The following is a 24,033-nucleotide window of genomic DNA, read 5'->3' as shown; positions in this document are numbered from 1 at the left end:
ACCTCGGTTGACCCGTGGCCGCCGTCAGCTGTCAACGCACCGCGTCGAGAGTGTGCCGGGCGCCGACAAGTACCACTGCGGCACGTTGTCGAAGGACGACCGGGAGCTGGTCCGAGTCATCCGCCGACCACTGCCAGATCGCGTCGATGGTGATGGCCTTCAACATGGTCGCCAGCGCCGTGACGCTGACCCGCTCGGGTAGCTGACCCGCTTCGAGGGCCGGTTGCAGAAGTGCGAGAAAAGCCTGCTCCAGCCCGAATGCCTCGCCTTCGATCGCGGACGCCCGCGGCATGCTCATCTGGGCGTCCAGAATCCGGCGCAACGCCGCCCGCGGGACTCGTTGCACCCGGCGGCCGAGTCGGTTCATCATCCGGTCGACCGCGACGTCCAGTTCCCGCCCGGCGGCGACCTCCGCGAGGGCGTCCTCGTAGACCACTCCGGCCGTGATCCAGCCGGTGTGCAGAAGAATGTCCTCCTTGCGGGCGAAATGCAGATAGAAAGTCGCCTTGGAGACGCCGGCCCGGGCCGCGATCTCCTCGGTCGTCATGCGCTCGAAGCCGTTTTCGTAACCACGCTGCGCCCACAGCTCCAACGCGGCCCGCAGAATCGCGCGCCGAGTGTCCCGGGAACGCTCCTGGGCAAGCCGTGAACGCTTGGGAACCACCCCCATCCGCGTCAGCGCGCGGGTCGGTCGGACAGCCCGTCCGCCGTGATGAACTGGCACCGGCACGAGCGGATACGCCAGCCGTCCGGGGTACGCACAAGTTCGTCGGTATAGACCGCGTTGCGGGGAACACCATCAGTACGGTCGATGAACAGCAGGTTGCGGGTGGTGCGGGCGGTGTCCGCGCCGAGTATCTCGATCACCGGCGGGCCGCCGAGGTGCAGGCCGCCGGGAGCGGCCGTCGCCATCCGGCGCAGGCCCGCGTGGCCGTCGAACGTCCGCCCGTACACGTGGTAGACGGCGTCCGGAGTGAACAGGGCTACCCATTCCTCGGCGTCGTCCAGGTCGAGGGCCAGGCAGTAGCGGGCCAGCAACTGGCTGATCGCCACCTGGTCGGCCGGGCTGGGCAGCCGGCTGTCCGCACCGGACAGCGGCGAGGTGGAGCCCGGTGCGGCGGAGGACGTAAGGGCCACGGGAAACTCCTCAGGGCTTGCTGGCGAGTACGGCGTCGCGGCGGGCGATCCGCCAGCGGTCTTCGCCCCGGATCAGGGTGTCGGTGTAACGGCCGATCAGACGCGGCTCGGGTGCGGGACTGCCGAGGCCGAAGTACAGGAAGTCCGAGACCGCCACGGCGCCGTCGCCGTCGATGTCCACGACGGTGTTGACGGTGACGTGCCGACCGCGCTGCTCCACCGTGCCCTGCGACTGCTCGAAGAACGCGGTGATCTCGACCGCGCCCCGGTGCTCCGCGCCGAAGGCGAACACGGCGTCGGGAGTGAACAGCGCGACCACGTCGGCCAGCTTCCCGTCGTCGAGCAGATGGCAGTAGCGGGCCAGGGTGTCCCGGATGGCGAGCTCGTCGGCCACGGCGTCGGACATGTCTTCTCCTCACGATCCCCCGCGGGCAGAGGTGCCCCGCGGCTTCGGATACGCCCGGCGCCAGCCGGCTCCGGCACGAGGCCGGCTCGGGCCGGTCGCCGCGGCGCGCCCGCGGCGGAGATCCCGCCCGGCGCAGGGCGACCGGCCCGAGATCGGCCTGGCTTTTTCTTGTTCTACCGGTCCTGGGCTACCGGCGTGACACGGTTCTACCGACGCGCCCCGGACGAACCACCGGACGGCGCGGTACGCACCTCCCGATAGGGGATGTTTCGGTCAAGTGCCAGTTCCCGGGGCATGCCAAGGACCCGCTCGCTGATGACGTTGCGGGCGATCTCCGTGGTGCCCCCGCCGATCGAACCGGACTGGCGCAGCAGGTAGCGCATGCCGAGATCACCGAGCACCTCGTCGTCGACGTCACCGGCGACCGCGCTCTGCCCGGCGATCTCGAAGGCGATCGTCGCCAGCTGCGCTCCGGCCACCCCGTGCATGAGCCGGCCGACCGCGGCGAGCTGGTCGGAGCCCTTGCCCGACAGGATCAGGGCGTGCAGGCGGCGGTCCAGCTCACTCGTCGCGATCTGCAGGGCGTAGGCCCGACCGATGTCCTCGCGGGCCGCCGGGTCGTCGACCCGCCCCGCGCTCTCCAGCAGGGTGAGCAGGTTGGCGGCCGGGTCGCCCTGGGCGGAACCGTACGAGTTGGAACCGGTCGGGTGCAGTGCGTACGGCGAGGAGCTGAACGACCGCTCGTGCAGCAGCCAGCGGGTGCCCACCGTCCAGCCGTCGTCGATGCCGCCGATGCGGTCGGTGTCGGGTACCCGGACGTCGGTGAGGTACTCCTGGCAGAACTCGTTGCTGCCGTCGAGCATCTCGATGCGGGAGATCTCGATGCCGTCCTGGTGGATCGGCACCATGAACACCGTGAGCCCGCGGTGCTTGGGCACGTCCCAGTTGGTGCGGGCCAGGCACAGTCCCCAGTCGGACCACCAGGCACCGGTCGTCCAGATCTTGGAGCCGTTGAGCAGCCAGTCGTCGCCGTCGCGGGTCGCGCTGAGCTTGGCGCCGGCGACGTCCGAACCCGAACCCGGCTCGGACAGGAACTGCATCCACAGTTCCTCGCCGCGCAGGATCTTCGGCAGGTGGGTGCGCTTCTGCTCCTCGGTGCCGAACTCGAGGATGACCGTCGCGCACGGCGTCATGTTCGGGACCTGCAGCCGCTCGGGGAAGGAGTAGCCGGCGAGCTCCTCGTCGAAGGCCTTGGCGTGCTCGCGGGTCAGGCCCTGGCCGCCGTACTCCTTCGGGAAACAGATCCCGGCGAACCCGCCGTCGAACAGCAGCCGCTGGATGCGCCGTTCCTCGGCGACCTCGGCGAGCTCCTCGTCGTCCGGGCGGACGAACGACCGGCCACGGTGGTCAGGGCCGATTCGCGGGATGTTCTCCGCGAGCCACGCGCGGGCCCGCGCCCGGAAGTCCTCGACCGATTCGATCTCGCTCACGCCTCGACCTTTCGCGCGCCCTTGCGGGCTTCCAACAGGGTGGTGATCCGCAGGCGATGTTCCCGCGCCGTGCCCAGCAGGGCGCTGCCGATGACCACGCGCCGCAGGTACAGGTGCAGGTCGTGCTCGTAGGTCACGCCGATGCCGCCGTGCAGCTGGACGCAGTCCTGGACCAGCTCCGGGCCGTACTCGGCCAGGTAGGACTTGGCGACGCTGGCCAGCTCACCGGCCCGCGGGTCGCCGCTCTGCACCGCGACAGCGGCCGCGTCCGCGAGGGCGTGGGAGGTCTCCAGCCACAGCTTCTGGTCGGCGACCCGGTGTTTGAGCGCCTGGTACGACGCCAGTGGCCGGCCGAAGGAGTACCGGTCGGTCAGCCAGCCCAGCGTGAGCTCGAAGGCGCGGTCCAGCGCGCCCACCATCTCGGCGGTCTGGATGACCAGTGCCGTCTGCAGCTGGTGCTCGACGTCCGCCGCCGCCGCACCCGCGGTGCCCACCAGCGCGGTGGCGGGCAGGTGCACGTCGCGCAGCGACACCCGGGCGTACCGGCGCGACACGTCGATCGTGCGCTGCGCGGTGATGGTGACGCCGGGGGTGTCGGTCGGCACCAGCAGCTGGGTCAGGCCGTCCCCGGTGCGGGCGGTGACCAGCAGGTAGGTGGCCTGCGCCGCGTGCTCCACGGCGACCTTGTCGCCCGAGAGCACCCACTGCCCGTCGGACTCGACGGCGCTCGCCGCCACCTCACCGAGGCCGCCGTGCGGCACCGGTTCCGCATACGCCCAAGCCCCGACGGCCGTGCCGGAGACGAGCTGTTCCAGCTCCGACTCGAACGCCGCGCCATCGGCCCGCGACAGCGCCCCGGCGACGATGTTCGTTCCCAGCAGCGGGCCGGGAGACGCCTGGCGGCCGAACTCGTAGGCGACCAGGGCAAGGTCCCGCAGGCCCTCGCCACTGACGCTGCCGCCGCCATGCTCCTCGGCGACCAGCAGCGCCGCCCAGCCCAGCTCCGCGCCGGTCGTCCAGTACTCCGCCTCGTAGCCCTCGGGACGGTTGCGCAACCCGCGCAGAACGTCGCTGGGCACGCTGTCCTGCAGGTACTTGCGGGTCGTGCCGACCAGGAGCTCCTGGTCGGCGCTCAGTCCCACCTTCATCAATGCCTCCGCCTCGCCGGGCTCCGGCGCCGCCGGCCCGGTTCGCCCGCTGTCAACCCGTCCGGTACGGCGATCCCGAACCCTGGCGACGTGCGCAGAACAGCAGCTCGGAGGATCCCTCCAGCAGGGGCGACGGCGCGCCTGTACGGTCACAGTAGACCGGTAGTCTGGACTCGGTCCACATTTGCGGCGATCATCCGAAGGGGCCGGTTCGCAACGCGTTGCCGGTCGTATCCCCCGCCGCTAGGGTCAACGAATATCGAGATCAATATAGATAGTTCCACCGGTGAGCCGCCACCTGAGCGGGCCGCGTGGTCCGGCGCCGGTCCACCCGGATCCAGCCCTCACGGTCCATCCCGGACCGCGCACCCCATCCATGATTTCCATCCACCTGCGCAGCGTGTCACCGGCAGCAGCGCATCCACCGGCCGGAGGTCGGCATGACGGCAGTGATGAAGGGCGTCCGTATCCTCGAGGTCGCCGAGCACACGTTCGTACCGGCAGCCTCGGCGCTGCTGGCCGACTGGGGTGCGGAGGTCATCAAGATCGAGCACGTCGAGCGCGGCGACGCGATGCGGGGCCTCGCGCAGACCGGCGTCGCGATGGTCGGCGGGCCGGTGCACGTGCTGCTGGAGCACTCCAACCGGCACAAGAAGAGCCTGGCGCTCGACCTGAAGACGGACGAGGGTCTGGAGATCCTCTACAAGCTGGTGGCGACCAGCGACGTGTTCCTGACGAACAAGCTGCCGAGCGTGCGGGCGAAGCTGAAGATCGACGTCGAGGACATCCGCGCCCACAACCCCGCGATCATCTACGCCCGCGGCACCGGCCAGGGCGAGCGCGGGCCGGACGCCGACCGCGGCTCGTACGACTTCCTCTCCTTCTGGGCGCGGTCCGGCATCGGCAGCGCCATGACGACCAGCGACAGCGAGCGGACCTCGTTTCCCCCCGGCCCCGGTTTCGGTGACTCGATCGGCGGCCTGACCATCGCCGGCGGCATCATGGGCGCGCTGTTCCACCGGGAGCGCACCGGCGAGGCGACCGTGCTGGACGTGTCGCTGCTCGGCGTCGGCATGTGGGCGCAGGGCCAGGCCATCGCCATCTCCCAGCAGCACAGGATCCCGCTGCACCAGTCGACCACCGGGCGCACCAACAACCCGCTCGTCGGGATCTACCAGACCGCCGACGGCCGTTCCCTGGTCTTCTCCTGCCTGCAGGCGGCGCGGTACTGGGCGGAGTTCTGCCAGCTCATCGGCCGCCCCGAGCTCGCCACCGACCCGCGCTTCATCGACCATGCGGCGCTCAGCACGAACGCCAACGCCGCGGCCGACGAGCTCACCGCTGTGCTCGCCTCGGCCCCACTCGCCGAGTGGCGCACGAAGCTCGCCACTTTCAGCGGGCAGTGGGCCGTCGCGCAGACCACTCTCGAGATCGGCGAGGACCCGCAGGCCCTGGAGAACGGCTATCTCCAGGACGTCGTCTCCGCGAACGGCACCGAGTTCAAGCTGGTCGGCGCGCCGATCCAGTACAACAGTGAGCCGCCGGTGGCCGGGCGCGCTCCCGAGCTCAACGAGCACGGGGACGACCTGCTGCAGGCCCTGGGCCTCGACTGGGACACGATCATCAACCTGAAGATCAAGGGCGTCGTGGCCTGAGCCAGGCCCCCTGCCGATGCACCAACCACGCGTGCGCACGTCACGCCGCGTGATCACTTCAAAGGAGATCCAATGCCGCTGACCTCCGACTCGTGGCATGAGGAACGACTACTGATCGACGGCGAGCTCGTCGAGGCCGAGAACGGCGCGGTCTACGAGAACATCAACCCTGCCAACGAGTCGGTCATCGGCTCGGCCGCCGACGCCTCGCGCGCCGACACCGAGCGGGCGATCGCCGCCGCCCGCCGCGCGTTCGACGAGTCCGACTGGGCGCACGACCTGGACCTGCGGGTCCGCGGTCTGCGTCAGCTGCACCAGGCGCTGCTCGACCACCGCGACCAGCTCGCCGACATCACCGTCGCCGAGGTGGGCGCGCCGCGGATGCTGCTGGGCGGGCCCCAGCTCGACGGCCCGGTCGAGTTCGTCTCCTACTATGCCGACCTCGCCGAGAAGTACTCCTGGACCGAGCAGCTCGGCGTCGCCCAGACGCTGGCGGGCCCGGCGAACCGCTGGGTGGAACGCGAGCCGGTCGGGGTCGTCGCCGCGATCACCCCGTGGAACTACCCGAACCAGATCAACATCGCCAAGGTGGCTCCGGCGCTGGCCGCCGGAGCCACCGTTGTGCTCAAGCCCGCCCCCGACACCCCGTGGACGGGCCTGGCCCTGGGCCGGCTCATCGCCGAGCACACCGACATCCCGGCCGGCGTCTTCAACGTCATCACCGCCGCTGACAAGACCATCGGCGAGGTGCTCACCACCAGCCGGGACGTCGACATGGTCAGCTTCACCGGCTCGACCGCGGTCGGCCGGCGGATCATGGAGGCCGGCGCGGCCACCATCAAGCGGGTCTTCCTGGAGCTCGGCGGCAAGTCGGCGCAGATCGTCCTCGACGACGTGGAGGACATCGCCGCCGCGTCGGCGCTGGCCGTGTTCGGGATCTGCACCCACGGCGGACAGGGCTGCGCCACCGCCACCCGGCTGCTGCTGCCCCGCTCCCGCTACGAGGAGGGCATCGAGGCCGCCGCGGCCCTGATCGGCGCCATCTCCTACGGCGACCCGGAGGACCCGTCGAACATGACCGGTCCGATCGTCAACCGGGCGCAGCTGACCCGCATCGACGGCCTGGTCCGCCGGGGCGTCGAGGAAGGCGCCCGGGTCGTCACCGGTGGCGGCATCGCCACCCAGTTCGACCGGGGTTTCTACTTCCAGCCGACGCTGCTCGCCGACGTCGAGAACTCGATGAACATCGCCCAGGAGGAGATCTTCGGGCCGGTGCTCGTCGCGATCCCCTACGACACCGACGACGACGCGATCCGGATCGCCAACGACTCGATCTTCGGCCTGTCCGGCGGGGTCTCGGGCGCCGACCGCGAGCGGGCGCTGCGGATCGCCCGGCGGATCCGCACCGGCACGATGTCGGTCAACGGCGGCATGTGGTACGGCGCCGACGTTCCCTTCGGCGGTTACAAGCAGTCCGGTATCGGCCGTGAGATGGGTGTCGCCGGCTTCGAGGAGTACCTCGAGCAGAAGGCACTGGCCGAACCGTCCTCCTGAGCGGTCGCGGCGGTGGAGAGAACGAGACGAACGGGGCCGGCGATCGCCGGCCCCGTTCTGACGTTCGTGTTCTGACGTTCGGTGCTGGCCGCCGAGGAACCGGCGACAGCCAGGCAGGATCAGTCGATCGAGATGTTCAGGACCTCGAGGGCGTTGGTGCGGGCCACCCGCAGGGTGTCGCTCTCGGACAGGCCGGACAGCGACTCGGTGAGGAAGTCGGCGGGCTCCCGGGTGCCCTCGGCGTGCGGCCAGTCGGAGCCGAGCAGCAGCCGGTCGACGCGCACCCCGTGGGAGACGAGGTGGTCGATGTCGTCCTCCCAGAACGGCGTGATCCACACGTGCTTGCCGAAGGTGTCGCTCGGCTTCTCCTTGAAGTAGCCCGGGTTGCGGTTGGCCGCGTCGTCGAGACGGTGCAGCAGCTCCGGGGCCCAGGACGCGCCGTTCTCGACACTGGCGAAACGCAGCGTCGGGAACCGCTCGAAGACCCGGTGGCAGACCGCGGCGGCGTAGAAGTCACTGACCGCGCGGCTCTTGGTCACGATGCCGCGCAGCGGCGAACGGAACAGTGACGTCTCCTCGCCGCCGGGCTCCCACATCTTCACCAGGACGTCGTAACCGTCGAGCCCGGCATGGGTGGCCACCGGGATGCCCGCCTCGGCCGCGAGACCCCAGAACGCGTCGTACACCGGGTCGAACGGCGAGCGGTGGCCGCCCGGCGTCGGCACCGGGGCGTTACGCATGTTGACGGCCACCGCGCCGGCGTCCAGCACCCGGCGCAGTTCCTTCGCGGCGAACTCCGGGTCGAGCATGGGGATGTAGGGGACCGCGAACAGCCGGTTCTCGTACCGGAAGCCCCAGTCCTCGTCGAGCCACAGGTTGAACGCCCGGAACACCGAGTTGCTGGCCTCCGGGTCGGCACGGATGGCGTCCTCGACGCCGACCCCGAGGGTGGGGAACAGCAGGGTCGCGGCGAGGCCCTGCTCGTCCATCACCGCGAGACGCGCCTTGCGGTCGCGGTACTCGGGCCGCACCGGCTCGAGCTCACCAAAGGCATCTTTGATCAACTGCTGGCGCGGGTTGCCCCGGTACCAGTCGAACAGGGCACCGGGCTTGGCGACCGGATCGAACACCGGGTTCGCGATGTAGGAGTTGACCGTTCCGCCCACGAGGAGGCGCCGCCGGCCGTCCACCTCGGCCCACCGCACGCCGCGGTAGCGCAGCGAGCGGTCGGCGTGCCTGGTGAACGCGTCCTCCGACTCGTAGTAGTGGTTGTCGAAGTCGAAGATCCAAGGCTTCGACGCCTGGTCCGTCTCCGTCACCTGGTCCGTCACGATCCGCCTCATTCCCGATCACTGCCCACACGGCTTGACGCCGAACTCGGCGGCGCCAGAGTATTGATCCCGACATCGGTGTCAATCGATGTCGAGAAATACGCAGTCATCCCGACCGCCCGCCACAGGAGCTGACGCCGACCTGTCCAACACTTCTACTACTGAGATACAGCAACTTACCCATTCGGTGCGAGCGGTACTCGGAGAGGCGGCCAGACTAGCGGGCGCCCCGGTGGTCGATCCGTCGTGGCGCGACGGATGGCCGGAGCTGGCCGACATCGGCCTACCTGGCCTGTGTGTTCCCGAGGATCGCGGCGGAGTGGGACTACGGGTCGACGCCGCCGCGGCCTGCGCCACCGAGTGCGGCGCCGCCCTGCATGGCGGCCCGCTGGCCGGCCTGACAGCCAGCGCCCATGTACTTGCCCGCAGCAACGGCGACCCGGTGGTGGACGAACTGCTCGAGGGCATCCTTGTCGGCGAGCGCATCTGCGCCTTCGGCCGCCTCGCTCCTGCCGACCAGTCCAGCCCCACCGGTCAGCACAGCACGGACAACGGCGCACGCGGTGCGGTCGGCGGCGAAGACGTCCGGCTCGCCCGTCGGGTCGACGGTGCCCCGCAGGCCGACGCTCTCCTGCTGCTCGACCCGACGCGCCAGTGCGCCGTCCTGCTCACCGAGCCGGACACCTGGCAGCTCACCACGGGCCCCGACGGCTTCGACGTCTCCCGAGGATGCGCCGACGTCGCCGTACGGGCCGACACGCTGGCAACCGGGCGCCGGCTCACCGACCTGGGCCAGGCCGTCGACCTGTATGAACTGCTGCTCGCCGCCGATGCCCTGGGCAGCGTACGGCGCATGCTCGAACGCACCGTCGCCTACGCCGCGACGCGGCACACGTTCGGCCGGCCGATCGGCGCCACCCAGGCCGTCCAGCACCGCCTGGCCGACCACGCGGTGCGTGCCCGCGGCATGAACCTGGTCGTCACCGAGGCGGTCCGACGGCTCGGGACGGACGCATCGCACGACACGGACGCCACCGGCGGGACTCCGGGAACCAGCGGGACCTCGGGAGCCGGTGAGCGCAGCCGGTGGGTGGCGCTGGCCGGGGCGTCGGTCAGCTCCGGCGCGCCGCACCTGCTGCACGACCTCGTGCAGCTCACCGGGGGCATCGGCTTCACCTGGGAGTACGGGCTGCACCTGCACGAGCGACGGGTTCACCAGGACGCCCGGCTGGCCGCGAACCCACGAGCGGCGCTGCGCTCGCTCGTCCACAGTGCGGGATGGGCCGATGCCCGCTGACGTCGACACCGGCCGACAGGCCGAGGCCCGCGACGAGATCGACGCCTATCGCCGCGAGGTCCGCGCGTTCATCGCCGAGCACGGTGTACGCATGCCGGCCGAGGGTGTGCGCGTCCCCCGTGATGCCGACCACGAGAGGCGGATCCGGGCCTGGCTCGCCGCGCTGTACGCGGCCGGCCATCTCGGCGCCGGCTGGCCGGTGCGATGGGGCGGGCGGGCCGGGCACCTGCCCGTCCACGACCTGGTGCTGATGGAGGAGCTGATCCGCGGGGACGCCTACCGCCCCATCGACCAGGTGATGCTCGCCGCCCACTCGCTGCTCGAGTTCGGCAGCGAGGCACAGCGGCGCGAGCTGCTGCCGAAGATCCGCAGTGCCGAGCACGTCTGGTGCCAGCTGTTCAGCGAACCGGAGGCCGGTAGCGACCTCGCCGCCCTGCGCACCCGGGCCCGGCCCGCGCCCGACGGCGACGGCTGGCTCGTCTCGGGGCAGAAGATCTGGAGCACCGACGCGCAGTGGGCCGACATGGGCACCCTGCTGGCCCGCACCGACCCCGACGTCGCCCGGCACGCCGGCATCACCGCGTTCGTCATCCCGATGACCCTGGCCGGTCTGGACATCCGCCCCATCCGGGAGATGACCGGGCATGCCGAGTTCTGCGAGGTGTTCCTCGACGAGGTGCGGGTCGGCCCCGAACACGTTCTCGGCGAGGTGGGTGGGGGCTGGCAGGTCGTCACCTCGGGGCTGGCGTCCGAGCGGGCGTTCGTCGGCGCCAACTCGGTACAGCTCGAGCGCATGTTCACCGACCTGGTCGCGCTCGCCCGCGCCGCCCGGTTCGCCGACGGCACCGCGGCGATCACCCACGAGGACATCCAGGCGAAGCTCGCCGGGGCGCTGGTCCGCGTCGAGGAGGTCCGCCTGATCGTCCGCGACGCCGTCGACCGCATCCTCGTCGACGAGGAGCATCCCAGTGACGGCCCGGTCGGCAAGCTGGCCTACACCGAGCTGAACGTCGCGCTGACCGAACTTGCGATGGAGATCATCGACTCGGCCGTCGTCGTCGACGACATCGCCGCCGAGGTCGTCGCCCGTTGGCACCACAACTTCCTGTGGGGCCGGGCCCTGACCATCTCCGGCGGCGCCTCGGAGATCATCCGGGGCCTGATCGGCCGCCAGCTTCTCGGTCTCCCCCGCGCCTGACTCCGCCGCGAGGCCCGGCAGCGGACCGGACCGCCGTCCAGCCCGCCGGCCAGCTGGAGGGGCTGGAGGATCAGGCCACCCAGCCCGGGTTCGCCGGCAGGTCACGCACGGTGCTCGGACGGATCTGGCGATAGGCGTCCACCACGGGAACGAGTTCGGTGGGGGTGGCGCCGTGCAGGATCACGCCGGTCACACCCAGGTCGAACTGGTCGACGACGGCCTGCGCGCACTGGCTCGGCGAGCCGGTGGCACTGGTCGCGAGCCACTGCGCCGGGATGAGGGTGGCGATGTGCTCGAGCTGGGCGGTGGTGGCCTTGCCGTCGATCGCCCCCTGGAACCCCTTGACCAGCGGATCCTCGCGGAAACGGGTGAGCACCGCCGGGTCCCAGTCGTTGACCCGGACCATCAGGTCGCCGTAGCCACGCAGGTAGGAGGCGAGCCGCCCGACGGTCTTGCGCAGCCGCAGAGCCTCGGGGATCTCGTCGGAGACGGTGGCCAGCACCGACCACACCCGCACACTCGCCGGGTCGCGCCCGGCCGCCTGTGCGCCCCGGGCGATCGCGGCCAGCGCCCGGCTGACCGCCTCCTCCGAGTAGTAGGTGTGCAGCACCACGGCGTCCATGCAGCGCCCGGCGAGCTCGAGTGACTTCTCCCCGAGCGCGACGAACAGCAGCGGGATGTTCTCGTCGAAGTCGCGGTCCTGGGCCAGGTACGGGTAGCGGCCGGCGGGACCGTCGTGGCGCAGCACCGTCTCGCCATGCCAGAGCCGGCGGAGCAGCCCGGCGATGTCCTCCAGCTGGGCGGAGGTGATCGGGTCGAGGCCGAGCCCGCGGAACATCGCGTCGAAGCCCCGGCCGAGGCCGAGCGCGAACCGCCCACCGGTGAGCCGGTGCATGGTGGTGGCCACCGTGGCGGTCACGATCGGGTGGCGGGTGTTGTGGTTCGTCGCCGCGGTCGCGATGCCGATGGACTCACTCACCGCACCCGCCGCGCCGGAGAGGGTGGCCGCCTCCTTGGTGTTGAACCGCTCGGAGACGAACGCGGCGCCGAGGCCGATCCGTTCGGCCACGCGTACCTCGTCGACCAGGTCGCGCGGGCTCTCGCTGTGCCCGGCCAGGGTGTAGAAGCCCAGCTCGTTGAGCTGGTGCCCCGCGGATGTGGTCACTGGGTGCCTCCTGCTGTGCCCTGCGGCGCCGCGGGCACCGCCAGGCGGTCGAGGTACTCCTGTCGGAGCGGGACCTTGTAGAGCTTGCCGGTGGGCAGCCGGGGCAGCTGGTCACGGAAGTCGACCGCCCGCGGCACCTTCGGTCCGGACAACTGGCGCCGCACATGCGCCCGCAGCTGTTCGGCCAGCTCCGCGGACGGCCGGGCCTGGTCCGCCACCTGGACGACGGCCTGCACGAACTCGCCCATCTCCGGGTCGGGCAGGCCGAACACCGCCACGTCCGCCACGTCCGGATGGGTGATCAGGGCGCCCTCGATCTCGGCCGGGTAGATGTTCACCCCGCCCGAGATGATCGTGAACGCGGCGCGGTCGGTCAGGTACAGGTAGCCGTCCTCGTCCAGGTAGCCCAGGTCACCGAGGGACAGCCAGGTGTCGTGGTCGGGATGGCGGGCGTCGCGGGTCTGATCCGGATCGTTGTGGTACTCGAACACGGAGGTGTCGCGCTCGAAGTAGATCGAGCCGGTGCGTCCCGCGGGCAGCAACGCGCCGTCCGGGCCGCAGACCCGGATCGTGCCGACAACGGCCCGACCGACCGAGCCGGGGTGGGCCAGCCACTCGTCCGAGTCGATGCGGGTCATGCCGATGCCCTCGGTACCCGAGTAGTACTCGGTGACGATCGGCCCGAACCAGTCGATGATGTCCCGTTTCACCGCGACCGGGCATGGGGCGCCCGCGTGGATGATCCGCCGCAGGGACGACAGGTCGTAGGCGCCGCGGACCTCCGCCGGCAGCTTCAGCAGCCGGACGAGCATGGTCGGCACGGCCTGCAGGTGGGTGACCCGCTCGCGCTCGATCAGCTCGAGCACCTCCCGGGCGTCGAACTTCTCCATGACGACGACGGTGGCACCGATCTCGTGTGCACCACGGACCCAGCCGAGCGGGGCCGCGTGGTAGAGCGGGGCCGGGCACAGGTAGACGGAGTTCTCGTCCATGGCGCCGACGGTGCGGCACAGGGTGGCGCCCGGCGAGTCACCGGGCGCGTCGATCTCGGCGTCGGCCAGCGGCCTTTTGATCCCCTTCGGCCGCCCGGTCGTCCCCGACGAGTAGAGCAGGATGTCCCCGCGCGGCTGGTGGGCCAACGGCTGCGCCGGACAGGCCGCGATCGCCGGTTCGTACGACTCGAACCCCGCGGGCCACCCGTTGCCAGGGGTGTCGGGATGCGCCGGGTCGGTCGGCCCCGCGAGGACCAGGCGGGTCGCGCAGCCGGGCGAGTCCGCGACCGCCTCGGCCGCGACCTCGACCAGCGACGACGTCGTGACGAGTGCGCGGGCGTCCGAATCCGTCAGGATGTGGGCGACCTCCGGCGCGGTGCCATAGCGATTGATCGCCGTCAGGTACAGGCCGGAGCGCATCGCGGCCCACAGCACCTCGAGGAACCGGGGATGGTTCTCCGCGAGCAGGGCGAGGGCGTCGCCTCGGCGCAGACCGCGCTCCTGCAGCAGCCGGGCCAGTTGCCGGGAGCGCAGCTCCAGGTCCTGGTACGTGACGACCGTTCGGGAACGGGCCATCACGATCGCTGGCTTGTCGGGCGTGAGCTCGGCGATACTCCCGGGATACATGCTGCCTCCAGGCGTCGTTTCCGCGGCGTGGCACGCAGGCATCAACCGGTCGCGCAGGGCAGTGGCCGACGATGCCGGTTCCGCTCCCCCTCGCCGAACACAGCTGGCCCGGCCCGCGGGCGACACTCTGTGCCACCGGAACCACGTGCCACCGGAACCACGTGCGGCCGGTGCGGCGAGCAGTCCGCAGGGTGCGAGGACGGGCGTCAGGTTAGCGCATGTCAATGTTGATGTCGACATCAAGGTTAAATCCAGGCTACTGTGGCCGCACGGCCGGACCAGCAGCGACGTACGAAGGGCAGCTAGGTGGCTTCCACGTTCTCACCCCCCGCCGCGGGCGGGCGGCCCTGGCCTGCGGATCTCGGCATCATCGACACCCTGGTGGGGATTCCGCAGGATCCGGACTCGTTGTACCGGTCGATCCGGGCGGCGACCCGCGACCGGGAGTCCCGCGAAGAGTTCGTGATGCCGGCGTCCTACATGTTTCATGACGTTCCGGATGCGCACAGCCAGGATGTCGACCCCATCGCGTTTCTGCTCGACGAGATGGACCGGCACGGCGTCGAGATCGGGCTGATCAGCCTGACCGCGAACCCCGAGGTCGCCGAACGGGCACTGGCCAAGCATCCCGACCGGTTCGTCGGTTCGATCACCTGCGACCCGAACCGGGGAATGGAAGGCATCCGAGCCCTGGTCCGGGCGCACGAGCAGTTCGGCGTCCGCGGGGTGAACATCGCCCCGCACCAGTGGGTTCCGCAGGTCGCCATCGACGCGCCGCTGATGTACCCGATCTACGCCAAGTGTGTGGAGCTCGGCATCCCGGTGTTCGTCACCGTGGGAATCGCCGGCCCCCGGGTACCGTCGAGGGTGCAGCACGTCGAGCTCGTCGACCAGGTGATGTACGACTTCCCCGAGCTCGTCTTCGTGATGCGCCACGGCGCGGAACCCTGGACCGAACTCGCGGTCAAGTTGATGATCAAATGGCCGAACCTCCATTATTCGACCAGCGCCTTCGCCCCGAAGTACTACCCGAAGGCGATTCTGGACTACGCCAACTCCCGCGGCGCCGACAAGATTCTCTACGCCGGCTACTTCCCCATGGGCCTTTCCCTCGACCGCATCATCCGCGAACTCGCGGATCTGCCGCTCAAGGAAAGCGTCTGGCCGAAGTTCCTGCGCGGGAACGCCGCCCGCATCCTCGGTATCTCCGGATGAGGAAGGTCTCGTGAACTTCGCTTTCACCGATGAGCAGAACGAGCTGCGCCGTATGGTGCACGACTTCCTCGACGAGACCTCACCGGAGACCGAGGTCCGGCGGCTGGCCGAAACCTCCCTGGGTTACGACCCCGACGTCTGGCTGCGGTTCGCCGGCGAGCTCGGCCTCGCCGGCCTGGCGATCCCGGAGGAGTACGGCGGCGCGGGCTACGGGTTCGTCGAGCTCGGCATCGTGCTGGAGGAGGCCGGGCGCACGCTGTTCGGCGCCCCGTTGCTGTCCAGCGTGGTCCTGGCCGCCTCGACCCTGCTCGCGCTCGGCGACAAGTCGGCGAACGCCGACTACCTGCCCGCCATCGCGGCCGGCACGACCACCGCCACGCTCGCTTTCGCCCCGCCGTCGGCACGCCTCGTCGACACGGACGCCGTGCGGGTCGACGCCACCCGCGACGCGCGCGGCTGGACGCTGACCGGTACCACCTCGTACGTCCTGGACGGTCACACCGCCGACCTGCTGCTCGTCGTCGCCCGCACCGGGGCGGGGCTGTCGGTGTTCGCCGTGGACGGGGCCGCACCCGGGGTGGCGCGCACCCCGCAGCAGACCGTCGACCAGACCCGCCGGCAGGCCACCATCGTCCTTGACGCGGCGGCGGCGCGGCTGGTCGGCGACGAGGGTGAGGCCTGCGCGGCGCTGGCCGGGGTGTTCGATCTGGCGACCGTCGCCCTCGGCGCCGAGCAGGTCGGCGGGGCGGCCCGCGTGCTCGAGCAGGCGGTCGAGTACGCGAAGATCCGCGTGCAGTTCGGCCGGCCCATCGGCTCGTTCCAGTCCATCAAGCACAAGCTGGCGGACCTGCACCTCACCGTCGAGTCCGCCCGCTCGGCCACCTACCACGCGCTGTGGGTCGCCGCCGAGAGTCCGGACGAGCTGCCCGAGGCGGCGAGTCTCGTCGGTGGCTGCTGCGGCGACGCGTTCGTCACCACCGCCCGGGAGAACATCCAGGTGCACGGTGGGATCGGCTTCACCTGGGAGCATCCGGCGCACCTGTACTTCAAGCGGGCACACAGCTCGCGGCTGCTGTTCGGCACGCCCGCGCAGCACCGCCAGCGCCTCGCCCGCCTGGTCCTGGCCGCGTCGACCGACTGACCATTATCTGACCGCCAGTACGGCGGGTGGAGGCAGAGACCTGATGTCGATCTCGTCCGCCGCGGGCTCCGAAGCGGGCTCCGAGGACTTCGAGGACCGCGCCACGTTCACCGCGCGTGTGCGGGCCTGGTTCGAGACCAACGCGCCCCGGCGCGGTTCGGCCGAGGACTTCTCCGCCGTCCACGTCGTGTCCGGCCAGACCGTCGAGGAGTTCAACGAGCGCGAGGAACACGCCGTCGAGGTCACCCGGAACTGGCAGCGCAAGCTGTACGAGGCCGGGCTCGCCTCGCCCTCCTGGCCGACCGGGTGTGGCGGGCAGGGCGCGCCCGAGTGGGCGGACGAGGTCGTCCTGGCCGAACAGTCCCGCTGGGGCGTGTCGACGAAGATGTTCGCCGTCGGCCTGGAGATGGCCCCGGCCGTGCTGTTCGGGCACGGCACCGCCGAGCAGCGCGCCCACTACCTGCCGCCGATCGTGCGCGGTGAGCAGACCTGGTGCCAGCTGCTGTCCGAACCCGGCGCCGGTTCCGACCTCGCGAACGTCCAGACCAGGGCCACCCCGGTCGAGGGCGGTTGGTCGGTCAGCGGTCAGAAGGTGTGGACCTCGCACGCCGGCGGTGCCGAGTACGCGCTGCTCATCGCGCGCACCGGCACCCGTGAGGAGGGCCGCAAGGGGCTGTCCTGCTTCGCGCTGCGGATGACGCAGCCCGGCATCGACATCCGCCCCCTGCGGCAGATGTCCGGTGGATACCACTTCAACGAGGTCTTCATCGACGGCGCGTTCATCCCCGAGATCGGCCTGATCGGTGCCCTCGGCGACGGCTGGCTGGTGCTGCGCACCATGCTCGCCAGTGAGCGCGCCGCGATCGGCGGCGGCACCGGCGCCCGGTCGTCCACCCAGCTCATCGGTCTGGTGCGCCGGCTCGGCCTGCAGGACGACGAAGGCGTCCGCGAGATCGTCGCCGCCGCCGTCATCCGGGAGCGCACCCTGGACTTCACCCGTTTCCGGATCGCCGCCGGTCATCGCGTCGCGGCGGCGGGCTCGGTCACGAAGCTGCTCTACTCCGAGCACGCCCGGCTCAGTTCCGAGGCGGCGATGACCGTCCTGGGTCTGGCCGGCACCGTGGCCGACGACCCCGAGTCCGCCCCCTGGATCGAACGGCTGCTGTTCGCCCCCGGCCTGCGCCTCGGTGGCGGCACCGACGAGATCCAGCGCAACACCATCGCCGAACGCGGTCTCGGCCTGCCCCGCTAGACCACTCCCGCGGCGCGGTGCGGCGCCGTTGTCGAGGGAATTCTCGCCGACGGGAGAGCCCCAGCTACAGATGCGATGACGTTCTCGCCCTTGACTCCGCACAACGCGTGCGCGCGGAGCGGTTGTTGCGTGTCGCAACGGATAACGTGATTGACGGAGGCGTCCGCGTCCTGGTGGGTGTCGCGGTCTTCAAAACCGACGAGGCCGAGTAGCTCGGCCTGGCGGGTTCGATTCCCGTCCGCCTCCGCCATCTCGCCCAGGCGGATGATCTCTGGGATGTATCCTGCGGGACAGAGCATCGACGCGGTAAGTGCGTCCCGACTGGTCCAGCAGTTCCAGCAGGGGTACCGCCACCCGCCGGGTCGTGCCCAGCACATCTCGCGCCTCTCCTGTCGTGAACGGCTGAGCCAGCATCGAGAGCCTGCGTACAGCCTCGTCCAGGGAATCTGGCAGGAGGTAGACGTGATCGGCCGCCCGAACCAGCAGTCCCTGGCGTACCGCGACGGCAAGATAGGTCTCGGACAGGCCTGCGGCGGCCAGCTCGTTCGCTCCGGGACTGTCGAACGGGCTGCTTCGGAGCCGGTCAACCAAGCGGGCGACCTGTTCGCCGACCGCAGCTGGTAGCTGTATCTCGGTGCCCTTCCCATGGACGCCGTCGCCATCGAGAACCACCTCGACGCAGACATGTCGCGCCCGTCAGCGTCGCGACGAGTATCACGGCAAGAACGAAGGACAAGCCGTAGATCTTTCCCCGCTGGTCGCGTGGATCGGGAATCTGCTCCAGCATCGTCAGGAGACCTGCGATGTCGCAGTGCTCGACGTCGAACGGGGCCGTGGACATACAGGGCCCAGACTGGCATGATGGCACGCGGCGGCCTTCTGTTTGTATAGACAATGTTGGTTGGCGCTTTCATTGTCCGAACAGAAGGCCACTGTCTTCACAACGCCGGTACCAGGTCCCCCCATCGCATCTCTGGTTGCCTCCCAAACCGATCAGATACGCCTTGATCCGATCACGGCACGTATCCCCCGGCGACCGGACGGCAGGTCGCTCCAACCCACCTGGCCGGCGACGGGTGGCGCATCACCGACACCACACAACCCAACTCCCAGGCCCACCAGACAGTCACCGGCGCCATCACGCCACGTAATCGATCAAAATTGATAAGACACCTCGCCGCAGCCCTGGGCGGTGGCACAGGCCGGTGTACTGGCGAACAGGGCGCGAGCATGGGTGAGCGCGATGGGTACCACCCCCGGGATACCCATGCCCCTGCCCTACGCGTCCACCGTCCCCCTCGAATGTTGTACGTTTGTTGTACGGTGAAGTCATGAGTGTTGGATTCCGCCCCACCGAAGAGGACCTCCGGATCGTTGAGGCCAACCGCCGCCAGGACGAGAAGACCAGCGACGTCATCCGGCGCGCCCTGCGGCTGCTGGACCGGGAGGCGTGGGAGGTGCGTGCCCGCGAGGACATGCACCGGCTGCGGAATGAGGACCTGTCCGCCGAGCCCGAGGCGTGGGAGTACGACACCGACGGCAACATTGTGATCACAGGCACGAACCTCGCGGTACCAGCCAGGTCCCAGGACCACCCGTGATCCGCGGCGCCGTGTACCCGGTGGACCTCGGCGACGCCAAGCGCGGGCATGAACAGCGGGGACGTCGACTCGGCCTCGTCCTGAGCATGGAGCAGAACGCATGGTCCACGGTCACGATCGTGCCCACGTCGTCCAGCGCACAGGCGTCCACCTTCAGGCCGGAGGTGATCATTACGGGACGGTCGACCAGGATCCTGATCGACCAGATCCGCACCATCGACAGCTCCTATGTCACGGGTGAACTCGTGGACTACCTCTCCCGCGACGACATGGCCCAGGTCGAGCACACCCTCTCGCGCTACCTCGGCCTGCTGCACTGAGCGCATCACCCGGGTACGGACCCGGATACGGCCCGATCACCAAAAAGACGCAGGTCAGAATCCTGAGAGCGGTACGAGGGCGGTCGGGTCGTTGTCGGTGTGGACCACCCGGGCCTCGATGGCGATGCCCTGGGCGACCTCGCGCAGATTCGGTGAGGTGGGGATGCCGGTGCCGATGTCGAGAAACTGCCGGATCTCGACATCGGTCGCCAGGTGACGCACGGCGCGGGTCCTGAACGCCTGGTTCTGCCGGGCGCTGGTCCGGATGTGCGGGAACCCGGCCAGCGACCGCTCGGCGGCCTCCCGGTCGGCGGGGACGTTCTCCTTGCCGCCGAGCAGGTAACCGTATCGCCACGGATATGGAGCACAGCTATCGGATTGACATGATCCCGGCGGCGGCGCCGGTCAGCTGGGGGTGACGGTGGCCAGCTCGCGAGCGACCAGGCGGCCGCGGATGACGTCGGCGTGCGGCGGCGGGACGAACTGCAGGACGACCTGGTCGGCGCCGGCCTTGAGGTGCGCGCTGACCCGCTCGCCGAGCAGGTCCGGGTCGTCCGCGACGACGAGGGCGTCCACGAGCGGGTCGCTGACCGCGGCGAAGTCCTCGTCGGTAAAGCCGTAACGCGCCAGGTTGGCGGTGTAGTTGGGCAGGCTCAGGCAGAAGCGCAGATACTGGCGGACCGCGTCCTGGTCGACCGCGCCGTCCGCGTCGGTCAGCGCCACCATCTGGGCGGGGGCGAGAAAACGGCCCGGTCCCAGTGCCGCGCGGATCGCGGCGGTGTGCGGGACCGGGGCGAAGTAGGTGTGCGCGCCGTCGGCAGCCGTACCGGCGAGCGTCATCATCTTCGGCCCGAGGGCGCCGAGCACCGTCGGTGGGCGGCGCCGCTGCCCGGCCGCGGCGTCCATCGCGGCGAGATACGCCCGCATGGTGGCCAGCGGGGGGCCGAACGTGTGGCCGCGGGCCTCGACCATGCTGCGGTGGCTCACCCCGAGGCCGAGGATGAACCGGCCGGGGAACGCCTCCTCGAGGGTGCTCGACACGGCCACCATCGCCTCGGGATCCCGGGCGTAGATCGTGGCGACGCCCAGGGCGACCGTGAGGTGCGTGGTCGCCGACAGGTACAGCGCGGCGCGGACGAACGGGTCGACGCCGCTGTGCTCGGGCAGCCACAGGCTCGCCACCCCGGCGGCCTCGACCTCCCGCACCGCCTCGACGGCCTGCGCCGCCGGCAGCCGGTCCAGGAACCCGCCCCACAGTCCGACCGGACCGGGCAGCGCCGCGGGACTCATCTGATCTCCTCCGTCGTCGGGGTGGCGCCGTCGTCGGGGTGGCGCCGTCGTCAGGGCCGGACCGCGGCCCAGGTCTCCTGGTTCGCCGGCACCGACTCCATGATCGGCCGCCACCGCTGCGGAATCCGGTCGATGACCTTCATATCGAGCTCGGGTTTCAGTGTGCGGGCAACCACCTGCCGGAAGCCAGCAGAAGCCCGCGGACGCCCACGAAGGCCGGGGCCGGGGCCCGAACCTGGCAGGCGGTCAGCTGAGCAGGGCATCGAGGCGGGCCCGTTCGGCGGGTTCGAGCGGGCGCAGGGCGGCGCCCCGCTCCGGGCGCCACACGACCCCGTCGACCTGCCAGGCCTCCCGCCGCAGCCGCATCTTGTCGATCTTCATGCTGGCGAGTTTGGGGAGCTCCGCCGTGACCCGGACGAACGACGGCAGCCACTTGGGCCCCAGGTCGGGCTGCTCGGCGAGGAACGCGTCGAACGCGGCGGCGTCGAAGTGGGCGTCGGCGCGCAGTTCGAGGGCGACCATCACCCGGTCGCCCACCGGATCGTCGGGCACGGCGTAGACGGCGACCGAACGCACGTCCGCGAACCGTCCGATGATCGCCTCCACCGGGGCGGCGGCGAAGTTCTCCCCGTCGACCCGCAGCCACTCGTTGGACCGGCCGGCGAAGTACAGCCAGCCGTCGTCGTCGCGGTAGGCGAGATCCCCCGACCAGTAGGCGCCGGCCCGGAACCGGGCCGAGGTGGCCTCGGAGTTGTTGTAGTAGCCCTCGAAGCCCTCCGTCGGCGCGGTCTCGACGATCTCGCCGACGGCCACGTCCAGGTTGCTGGGCCGCCCGTCCGGACCATAGGTGACCGGCGGGCACTCCTGCCCGGTGGTCGCGTCGAGCACGCGGACGGTCGGGTCGGGCCGGCCGAGCGCGCCGTCGGGCATCGACGGGTCGCGGCGGATGATGATGATGCCCTCGGTGGAGCCGTAACTGTCGCGCACGGTGGCGTCGAAGCGGCGGGCGAACTCGCGGATGTCGCGCAGCGACGCCTCGTTGCCGACCGCGACCCGCAGCGGGCTGTCCGCGTCGTCGGGCTGTTCGGGGGTGGCGAGGATGTAGTTGAGCACCTTGCCGGTGTAGGTCATCACCGTCGCGCCGGTGCGGCGCAGGTCCGGCAGGGTGTTCGAGGCGGAGAACCTCGGCCGTGTCGCGATCGGGACGGCGGCGTTCAGCGCCGAGGACCAGCCGGTGAACAGCGAGCTGGAATGGAAGAACGGCAACGGCGAGTACACCAGGTCCCGACCGCGCCGCAGCTCGGTGACCTTCGCGACGTGCCCGCCGGTGCGGGCGAAGCGGCCGTTGGTGCAGCGCACCGCCTTGGGCAGGCCGGTCGAACCGGACGTGAAGATCAGCAGGAACAGGTCCTCGGGACCGACCTCGACGGCCGGCAGCGTGGCCGGAGCCGCCTCGAGCAGCGCGGCGTACTCCGGGGTGTCGACGACGAGGACGCGCTCGGCCGGCACCGCCGTGTCCACCCCCTCGAGCAGCGGCGCGTAACCGGCGGAGGTCACCAGCAGCTGGCAGTCGGTGTGCCGGACGAGCTGGCCGAGCTGCTCGCCCCGGTAGGTCGCGTTGACGCCGACCACGGTCGCCCCCGACAGCGCGGCCGCGGCCAGCCAGAACACGTAGTCGGCCACGTTCTCCAGCAGGACACCGATGTGCGGGGGGCGCTGCGGATCGCGCACCGACGCGAAGTGGTTCGCCCGGCGGGCGGCCTGCGCGACCAGCTCGCGGTAGCTCCACCGGTCATCGCCGATGATCAGGCCGGGGCCGTCGTCCGCGGCCCGCGCCCGCAGCAGCTGTGCGGCTGTCGTCCCTGTTTGCGCACCCTGTGCCAAGGCCGTACTCCCACTTTCCACGTCGACTTCGGATCCGGTCCCACCGTCACGTTGCCTCACCACCAGCCGGCGGCGCCACCAGATACCGGCGGTCTCGACCGTCCGCCCGACCACTGGCGGTCTCACCAGATGCCGGCGATGGCCTCCAGCATGGTGTGGTCGGTCGGCTCGACGATCACGGTGCTCAGCGGGCCCTCCCGCCAGGCGGCGAGCTGGTCGGCGATCCGCGCCGGCGGACCCACCAGGGCCAGGTCGTCGACCAGGTCGTCGGGGACGGCCGCGCACGCCCCGGCCCGGTCACCGCCAAGGAACAGGTCCTGGATCCGGTTCGCCTCCTCCACATAGCCGTAACGGGCGACGAGATTGGCATAGAAGTTCTTCGTCTTCGACCCCATGCCGCCGATGTGCAACGCGATCCGCGGGCGGACCTCGTCGCGGCAGGCCTCGACGTCGTCACCGACGCAGGCGAGCACCGTCGGCGCGATCTGGAAGCCCGCGGGGGCGGCGGCGAGCGCCTCACCCCAGGCGTTCTTCCAGTGCCGCGGGCTCCACAGGTACGGCAGCAGACCATCGGCCTCGGCGACCGTCATCGCGACGTTCTTCGGCCCGAGCGCGGCGATGAGAATCGGCGTCTGCGGCGCACCCGGCAGCTGCGAACGCAGCGCCCGCCCCTGGCCGGTGGACCCGGGGCCGGTGTAGGGCACCTGGTAGACGGATCCCTCGAAGGCGACCTTGGCGGTGCCGGCGAGGGCCTGACGCAGGATGGCCAGGTACTCGCGGGTCATCTGCACCGGCGGGCGGTACGGCACGCCATGCCAGCCCTCCACCACCTGCGGCCCGGACGCGCCAAGGCCGAGGATGAGCCGGCCCCCGGACAGCTGCTGCAGGGTGAGGGCTGTCATCGCGGTGGCGGCCGGGGTCCGGGCCGGCATCTGCGCGATCGCGGTGCCCAGTCGCAGCCGGGTGGTGATGCCGGCGATGAAGGCGAGCGGTGTGAAGGCGTCGGCACCCCAGGCCTCGCCGGTCCACACCGAGTCATAGCCGGCCTGTTCGGCCCGGCGTGCCACCTCGGCGAGCGAGGCGCCCTTACCGCGGATTCCAGCCAGGCTCAGGCCAAGCGTTACTTCTGTCACGTATTTGACGCTAGCCCGACGCAAAACTCGATGTCAATGTCAACGTCTGGCACCGGAGCATGCCTGCCCACCTCCGCTGCCCACGAACGCTGCCCACGAGGACCTGCCGCACCGCGGCCGGCTCGGCGGCGGTGCGGGCGCCGTGGCGGGCGGGCGCCGTGGCGGCCGGGCGGACGCCGCGTCCGTTGTCCCGCCAG

Annotated in this window: 22 protein-coding genes, 1 tRNA gene and 2 pseudogenes; 10 read left to right on the top strand and 15 right to left on the bottom strand. The window is 70.6% G+C overall.

The annotated features are described in order from the left end of the window. Positions 1-31 precede the first annotated feature (31 nt). From MXD61_RS18155 to MXD61_RS18135, 5 genes are all read right to left on the bottom strand, one after another. Entirely contained in the window at positions 32-664 is a 633-nt protein-coding gene (locus tag MXD61_RS18155; protein WP_248814665.1) for a TetR/AcrR family transcriptional regulator, read from the bottom strand. An 11-nt stretch (positions 665-675) separates the two neighbouring features. Continuing rightward, positions 676-1,074 (bottom strand): nuclear transport factor 2 family protein, encoded by a 399-nt coding sequence (locus MXD61_RS18150; RefSeq protein WP_285223316.1) that lies wholly within the window; start codon positions 1,072-1,074, stop codon positions 676-678. Between the two features lie 73 nt (positions 1,075-1,147). Continuing rightward, positions 1,148-1,543, bottom strand: a complete 396-nt coding sequence (locus MXD61_RS18145; RefSeq protein ID WP_248814663.1) for a nuclear transport factor 2 family protein — start codon at positions 1,541-1,543, stop codon at positions 1,148-1,150. 206 nt (positions 1,544-1,749) lie between these two features. Further along, entirely contained in the window at positions 1,750-3,033 is a 1,284-nt protein-coding gene (locus tag MXD61_RS18140; protein WP_248814662.1) for an acyl-CoA dehydrogenase family protein, read from the bottom strand. Beyond that, positions 3,030-4,181: an acyl-CoA dehydrogenase family protein gene (locus MXD61_RS18135; RefSeq protein ID WP_248814661.1), complete on the bottom strand. Its 1,152-nt coding sequence runs from the start codon at positions 4,179-4,181 to the stop codon at positions 3,030-3,032. The genes MXD61_RS18140 and MXD61_RS18135 overlap by 4 nt, the downstream gene beginning before the upstream one ends. A 440-nt stretch (positions 4,182-4,621) precedes the next feature. On the opposite strand from MXD61_RS18135, the gene MXD61_RS18130 reads away from it, so the two are divergent. Further along, positions 4,622-5,836 carry a CaiB/BaiF CoA-transferase family protein gene (locus MXD61_RS18130; RefSeq protein WP_248814660.1) on the top strand — a complete coding sequence of 405 codons (1,215 nt, stop codon included), beginning with the start codon at positions 4,622-4,624 and terminating at the stop codon, positions 5,834-5,836. 72 nt (positions 5,837-5,908) lie between these two features. Then, on the top strand, positions 5,909-7,390 hold the full coding sequence (locus tag MXD61_RS18125; RefSeq protein WP_248814659.1) for an aldehyde dehydrogenase family protein: 1,482 nt from the start codon (positions 5,909-5,911) through the stop codon (positions 7,388-7,390). 119 nt (positions 7,391-7,509) lie between these two features. Here MXD61_RS18125 and MXD61_RS18120 read toward each other — a convergent pair whose 3' ends face one another. Continuing rightward, positions 7,510-8,721 (bottom strand): amidohydrolase family protein, encoded by a 1,212-nt coding sequence (locus MXD61_RS18120; RefSeq protein ID WP_248814658.1) that lies wholly within the window; start codon positions 8,719-8,721, stop codon positions 7,510-7,512. Between the two features lie 232 nt (positions 8,722-8,953). Here MXD61_RS18120 and MXD61_RS18115 point away from each other — a divergent pair, with 232 nt between their 5' ends. Together MXD61_RS18115 and MXD61_RS18110 are read left to right on the top strand one after the other, a co-directional pair. Beyond that, on the top strand, positions 8,954-10,018 hold the full coding sequence (locus MXD61_RS18115) for an acyl-CoA dehydrogenase family protein (protein WP_248814657.1): 1,065 nt from the start codon (positions 8,954-8,956) through the stop codon (positions 10,016-10,018). Continuing rightward, on the top strand, positions 10,008-11,216 hold the full coding sequence (locus MXD61_RS18110) for an acyl-CoA dehydrogenase family protein (protein WP_248814656.1): 1,209 nt from the start codon (positions 10,008-10,010) through the stop codon (positions 11,214-11,216). The genes MXD61_RS18115 and MXD61_RS18110 overlap by 11 nt, the downstream gene beginning before the upstream one ends. Before the next feature lie 70 nt (positions 11,217-11,286). Here the strand turns inward: MXD61_RS18110 and MXD61_RS18105 are convergent, their stop codons facing one another. Then, complete coding sequence (locus MXD61_RS18105) at positions 11,287-12,381, bottom strand: TIGR03857 family LLM class F420-dependent oxidoreductase (RefSeq protein WP_248814655.1); 1,095 nt, start codon at positions 12,379-12,381, stop codon at positions 11,287-11,289. Continuing rightward, a complete protein-coding gene (locus MXD61_RS18100; RefSeq protein WP_248814654.1) occupies positions 12,378-14,000 on the bottom strand; it encodes an acyl-CoA synthetase in 1,623 nt (540 codons plus the stop codon). The genes MXD61_RS18105 and MXD61_RS18100 overlap by 4 nt, the downstream gene beginning before the upstream one ends. Positions 14,001-14,306: 306 nt before the next feature. On the opposite strand from MXD61_RS18100, the gene MXD61_RS18095 reads away from it, so the two are divergent. From MXD61_RS18095 to MXD61_RS18080, 4 genes are all read left to right on the top strand, one after another. Beyond that, positions 14,307-15,215, top strand: a complete 909-nt coding sequence (locus MXD61_RS18095) for an amidohydrolase family protein (RefSeq protein WP_248814653.1) — start codon at positions 14,307-14,309, stop codon at positions 15,213-15,215. A gap of 10 nt (positions 15,216-15,225) precedes the next feature. Then, on the top strand, positions 15,226-16,356 hold the full coding sequence (locus MXD61_RS18090; RefSeq protein WP_248814652.1) for an acyl-CoA dehydrogenase family protein: 1,131 nt from the start codon (positions 15,226-15,228) through the stop codon (positions 16,354-16,356). Positions 16,357-16,399: 43 nt separating this feature from the next. Beyond that, positions 16,400-17,608, top strand: a complete 1,209-nt coding sequence (locus MXD61_RS18085; RefSeq protein WP_248814651.1) for an acyl-CoA dehydrogenase family protein — start codon at positions 16,400-16,402, stop codon at positions 17,606-17,608. 155 nt (positions 17,609-17,763) lie between these two features. Further along, a tRNA-Sec gene (locus MXD61_RS18080) sits at positions 17,764-17,858 on the top strand. 98 nt (positions 17,859-17,956) lie between these two features. On the opposite strand, the pseudogene MXD61_RS28940 reads toward MXD61_RS18080, so the two are convergent. Both MXD61_RS28940 and MXD61_RS18070 read right to left on the bottom strand, forming a co-directional pair. After that, positions 17,957-18,022: pseudogene (locus MXD61_RS28940) on the bottom strand (hypothetical protein); the annotation flags it as partial. 169 nt (positions 18,023-18,191) lie between these two features. Next, positions 18,192-18,395, bottom strand: coding sequence for a transposase family protein (locus MXD61_RS18070; RefSeq protein WP_248814700.1), 204 nt, complete (start codon positions 18,393-18,395; stop codon positions 18,192-18,194). A 544-nt stretch (positions 18,396-18,939) separates the two neighbouring features. Between MXD61_RS18070 and MXD61_RS18065 the strand changes: the two genes are divergently transcribed. Together MXD61_RS18065 and MXD61_RS18060 are read left to right on the top strand one after the other, a co-directional pair. Next, complete coding sequence (locus MXD61_RS18065) at positions 18,940-19,209, top strand: hypothetical protein (RefSeq protein ID WP_248814650.1); 270 nt, start codon at positions 18,940-18,942, stop codon at positions 19,207-19,209. After that, positions 19,206-19,529: a type II toxin-antitoxin system PemK/MazF family toxin gene (locus tag MXD61_RS18060; RefSeq protein ID WP_248814649.1), complete on the top strand. Its 324-nt coding sequence runs from the start codon at positions 19,206-19,208 to the stop codon at positions 19,527-19,529. Before MXD61_RS18065 ends, MXD61_RS18060 begins: the two co-directional genes overlap by 4 nt. A 75-nt stretch (positions 19,530-19,604) precedes the next feature. On the opposite strand, the pseudogene MXD61_RS18055 reads toward MXD61_RS18060, so the two are convergent. The 5 genes and pseudogenes from MXD61_RS18055 to MXD61_RS18040 form a co-directional block, all read right to left on the bottom strand. Further along, positions 19,605-19,868: pseudogene (locus MXD61_RS18055) on the bottom strand (SAM-dependent methyltransferase); the annotation flags it as partial. 66 nt (positions 19,869-19,934) lie between these two features. Beyond that, a complete protein-coding gene (locus MXD61_RS18050) occupies positions 19,935-20,819 on the bottom strand; it encodes a TIGR03620 family F420-dependent LLM class oxidoreductase (RefSeq protein WP_248814648.1) in 885 nt (294 codons plus the stop codon). A gap of 50 nt (positions 20,820-20,869) precedes the next feature. Continuing rightward, on the bottom strand, positions 20,870-20,995 hold the full coding sequence (locus MXD61_RS28145; protein ID WP_285223312.1) for a hypothetical protein: 126 nt from the start codon (positions 20,993-20,995) through the stop codon (positions 20,870-20,872). Between the two features lie 70 nt (positions 20,996-21,065). Then, positions 21,066-22,703 carry an AMP-binding protein gene (locus MXD61_RS18045; RefSeq protein ID WP_248814647.1) on the bottom strand — a complete coding sequence of 546 codons (1,638 nt, stop codon included), beginning with the start codon at positions 22,701-22,703 and terminating at the stop codon, positions 21,066-21,068. 122 nt (positions 22,704-22,825) lie between these two features. After that, entirely contained in the window at positions 22,826-23,836 is a 1,011-nt protein-coding gene (locus MXD61_RS18040; protein ID WP_248814646.1) for an LLM class F420-dependent oxidoreductase, read from the bottom strand. Between the last annotated feature and the right edge of the window lie 197 nt (positions 23,837-24,033).

The sequence above is a fragment of the Frankia sp. AgPm24 genome, assembly GCF_023243055.1.
GTDB classification, from domain to species: Bacteria; Actinomycetota; Actinomycetes; order Frankiales; family Frankiaceae; genus Frankia; species Frankia umida.
This window is presented reverse-complemented; position numbering and strand designations above follow the sequence as displayed.

Bases quoted from the DNA above. Each gene is read 5' to 3' on its own strand.
- MXD61_RS18145 (WP_248814663.1), bottom strand. From the start codon at position 1,543: ATGTCCGACGCCGTGGCCGACGAGCTCGCCATCCGGGACACCCTGGCC.
- MXD61_RS18135 (WP_248814661.1), bottom strand. From the start codon at position 4,181: ATGAAGGTGGGACTGAGCGCCGACCAGGAGCTCCTGGTCGGCACGACC.
- MXD61_RS18130 (WP_248814660.1), top strand. From the start codon at position 4,622: ATGACGGCAGTGATGAAGGGCGTCCGTATCCTCGAGGTCGCCGAGCAC.
- MXD61_RS18125 (WP_248814659.1), top strand. From the start codon at position 5,909: ATGCCGCTGACCTCCGACTCGTGGCATGAGGAACGACTACTGATCGAC.
- MXD61_RS18110 (WP_248814656.1), top strand. From the start codon at position 10,008: ATGCCCGCTGACGTCGACACCGGCCGACAGGCCGAGGCCCGCGACGAG.
- MXD61_RS18100 (WP_248814654.1), bottom strand. From the start codon at position 14,000: ATGTATCCCGGGAGTATCGCCGAGCTCACGCCCGACAAGCCAGCGATC.
- MXD61_RS18085 (WP_248814651.1), top strand. From the start codon at position 16,400: ATGTCGATCTCGTCCGCCGCGGGCTCCGAAGCGGGCTCCGAGGACTTC.
- MXD61_RS18070 (WP_248814700.1), bottom strand. From the start codon at position 18,395: ATGCTGGAGCAGATTCCCGATCCACGCGACCAGCGGGGAAAGATCTAC.
- MXD61_RS18065 (WP_248814650.1), top strand. From the start codon at position 18,940: ATGAGTGTTGGATTCCGCCCCACCGAAGAGGACCTCCGGATCGTTGAG.
- MXD61_RS18050 (WP_248814648.1), bottom strand. From the start codon at position 20,819: ATGAGTCCCGCGGCGCTGCCCGGTCCGGTCGGACTGTGGGGCGGGTTC.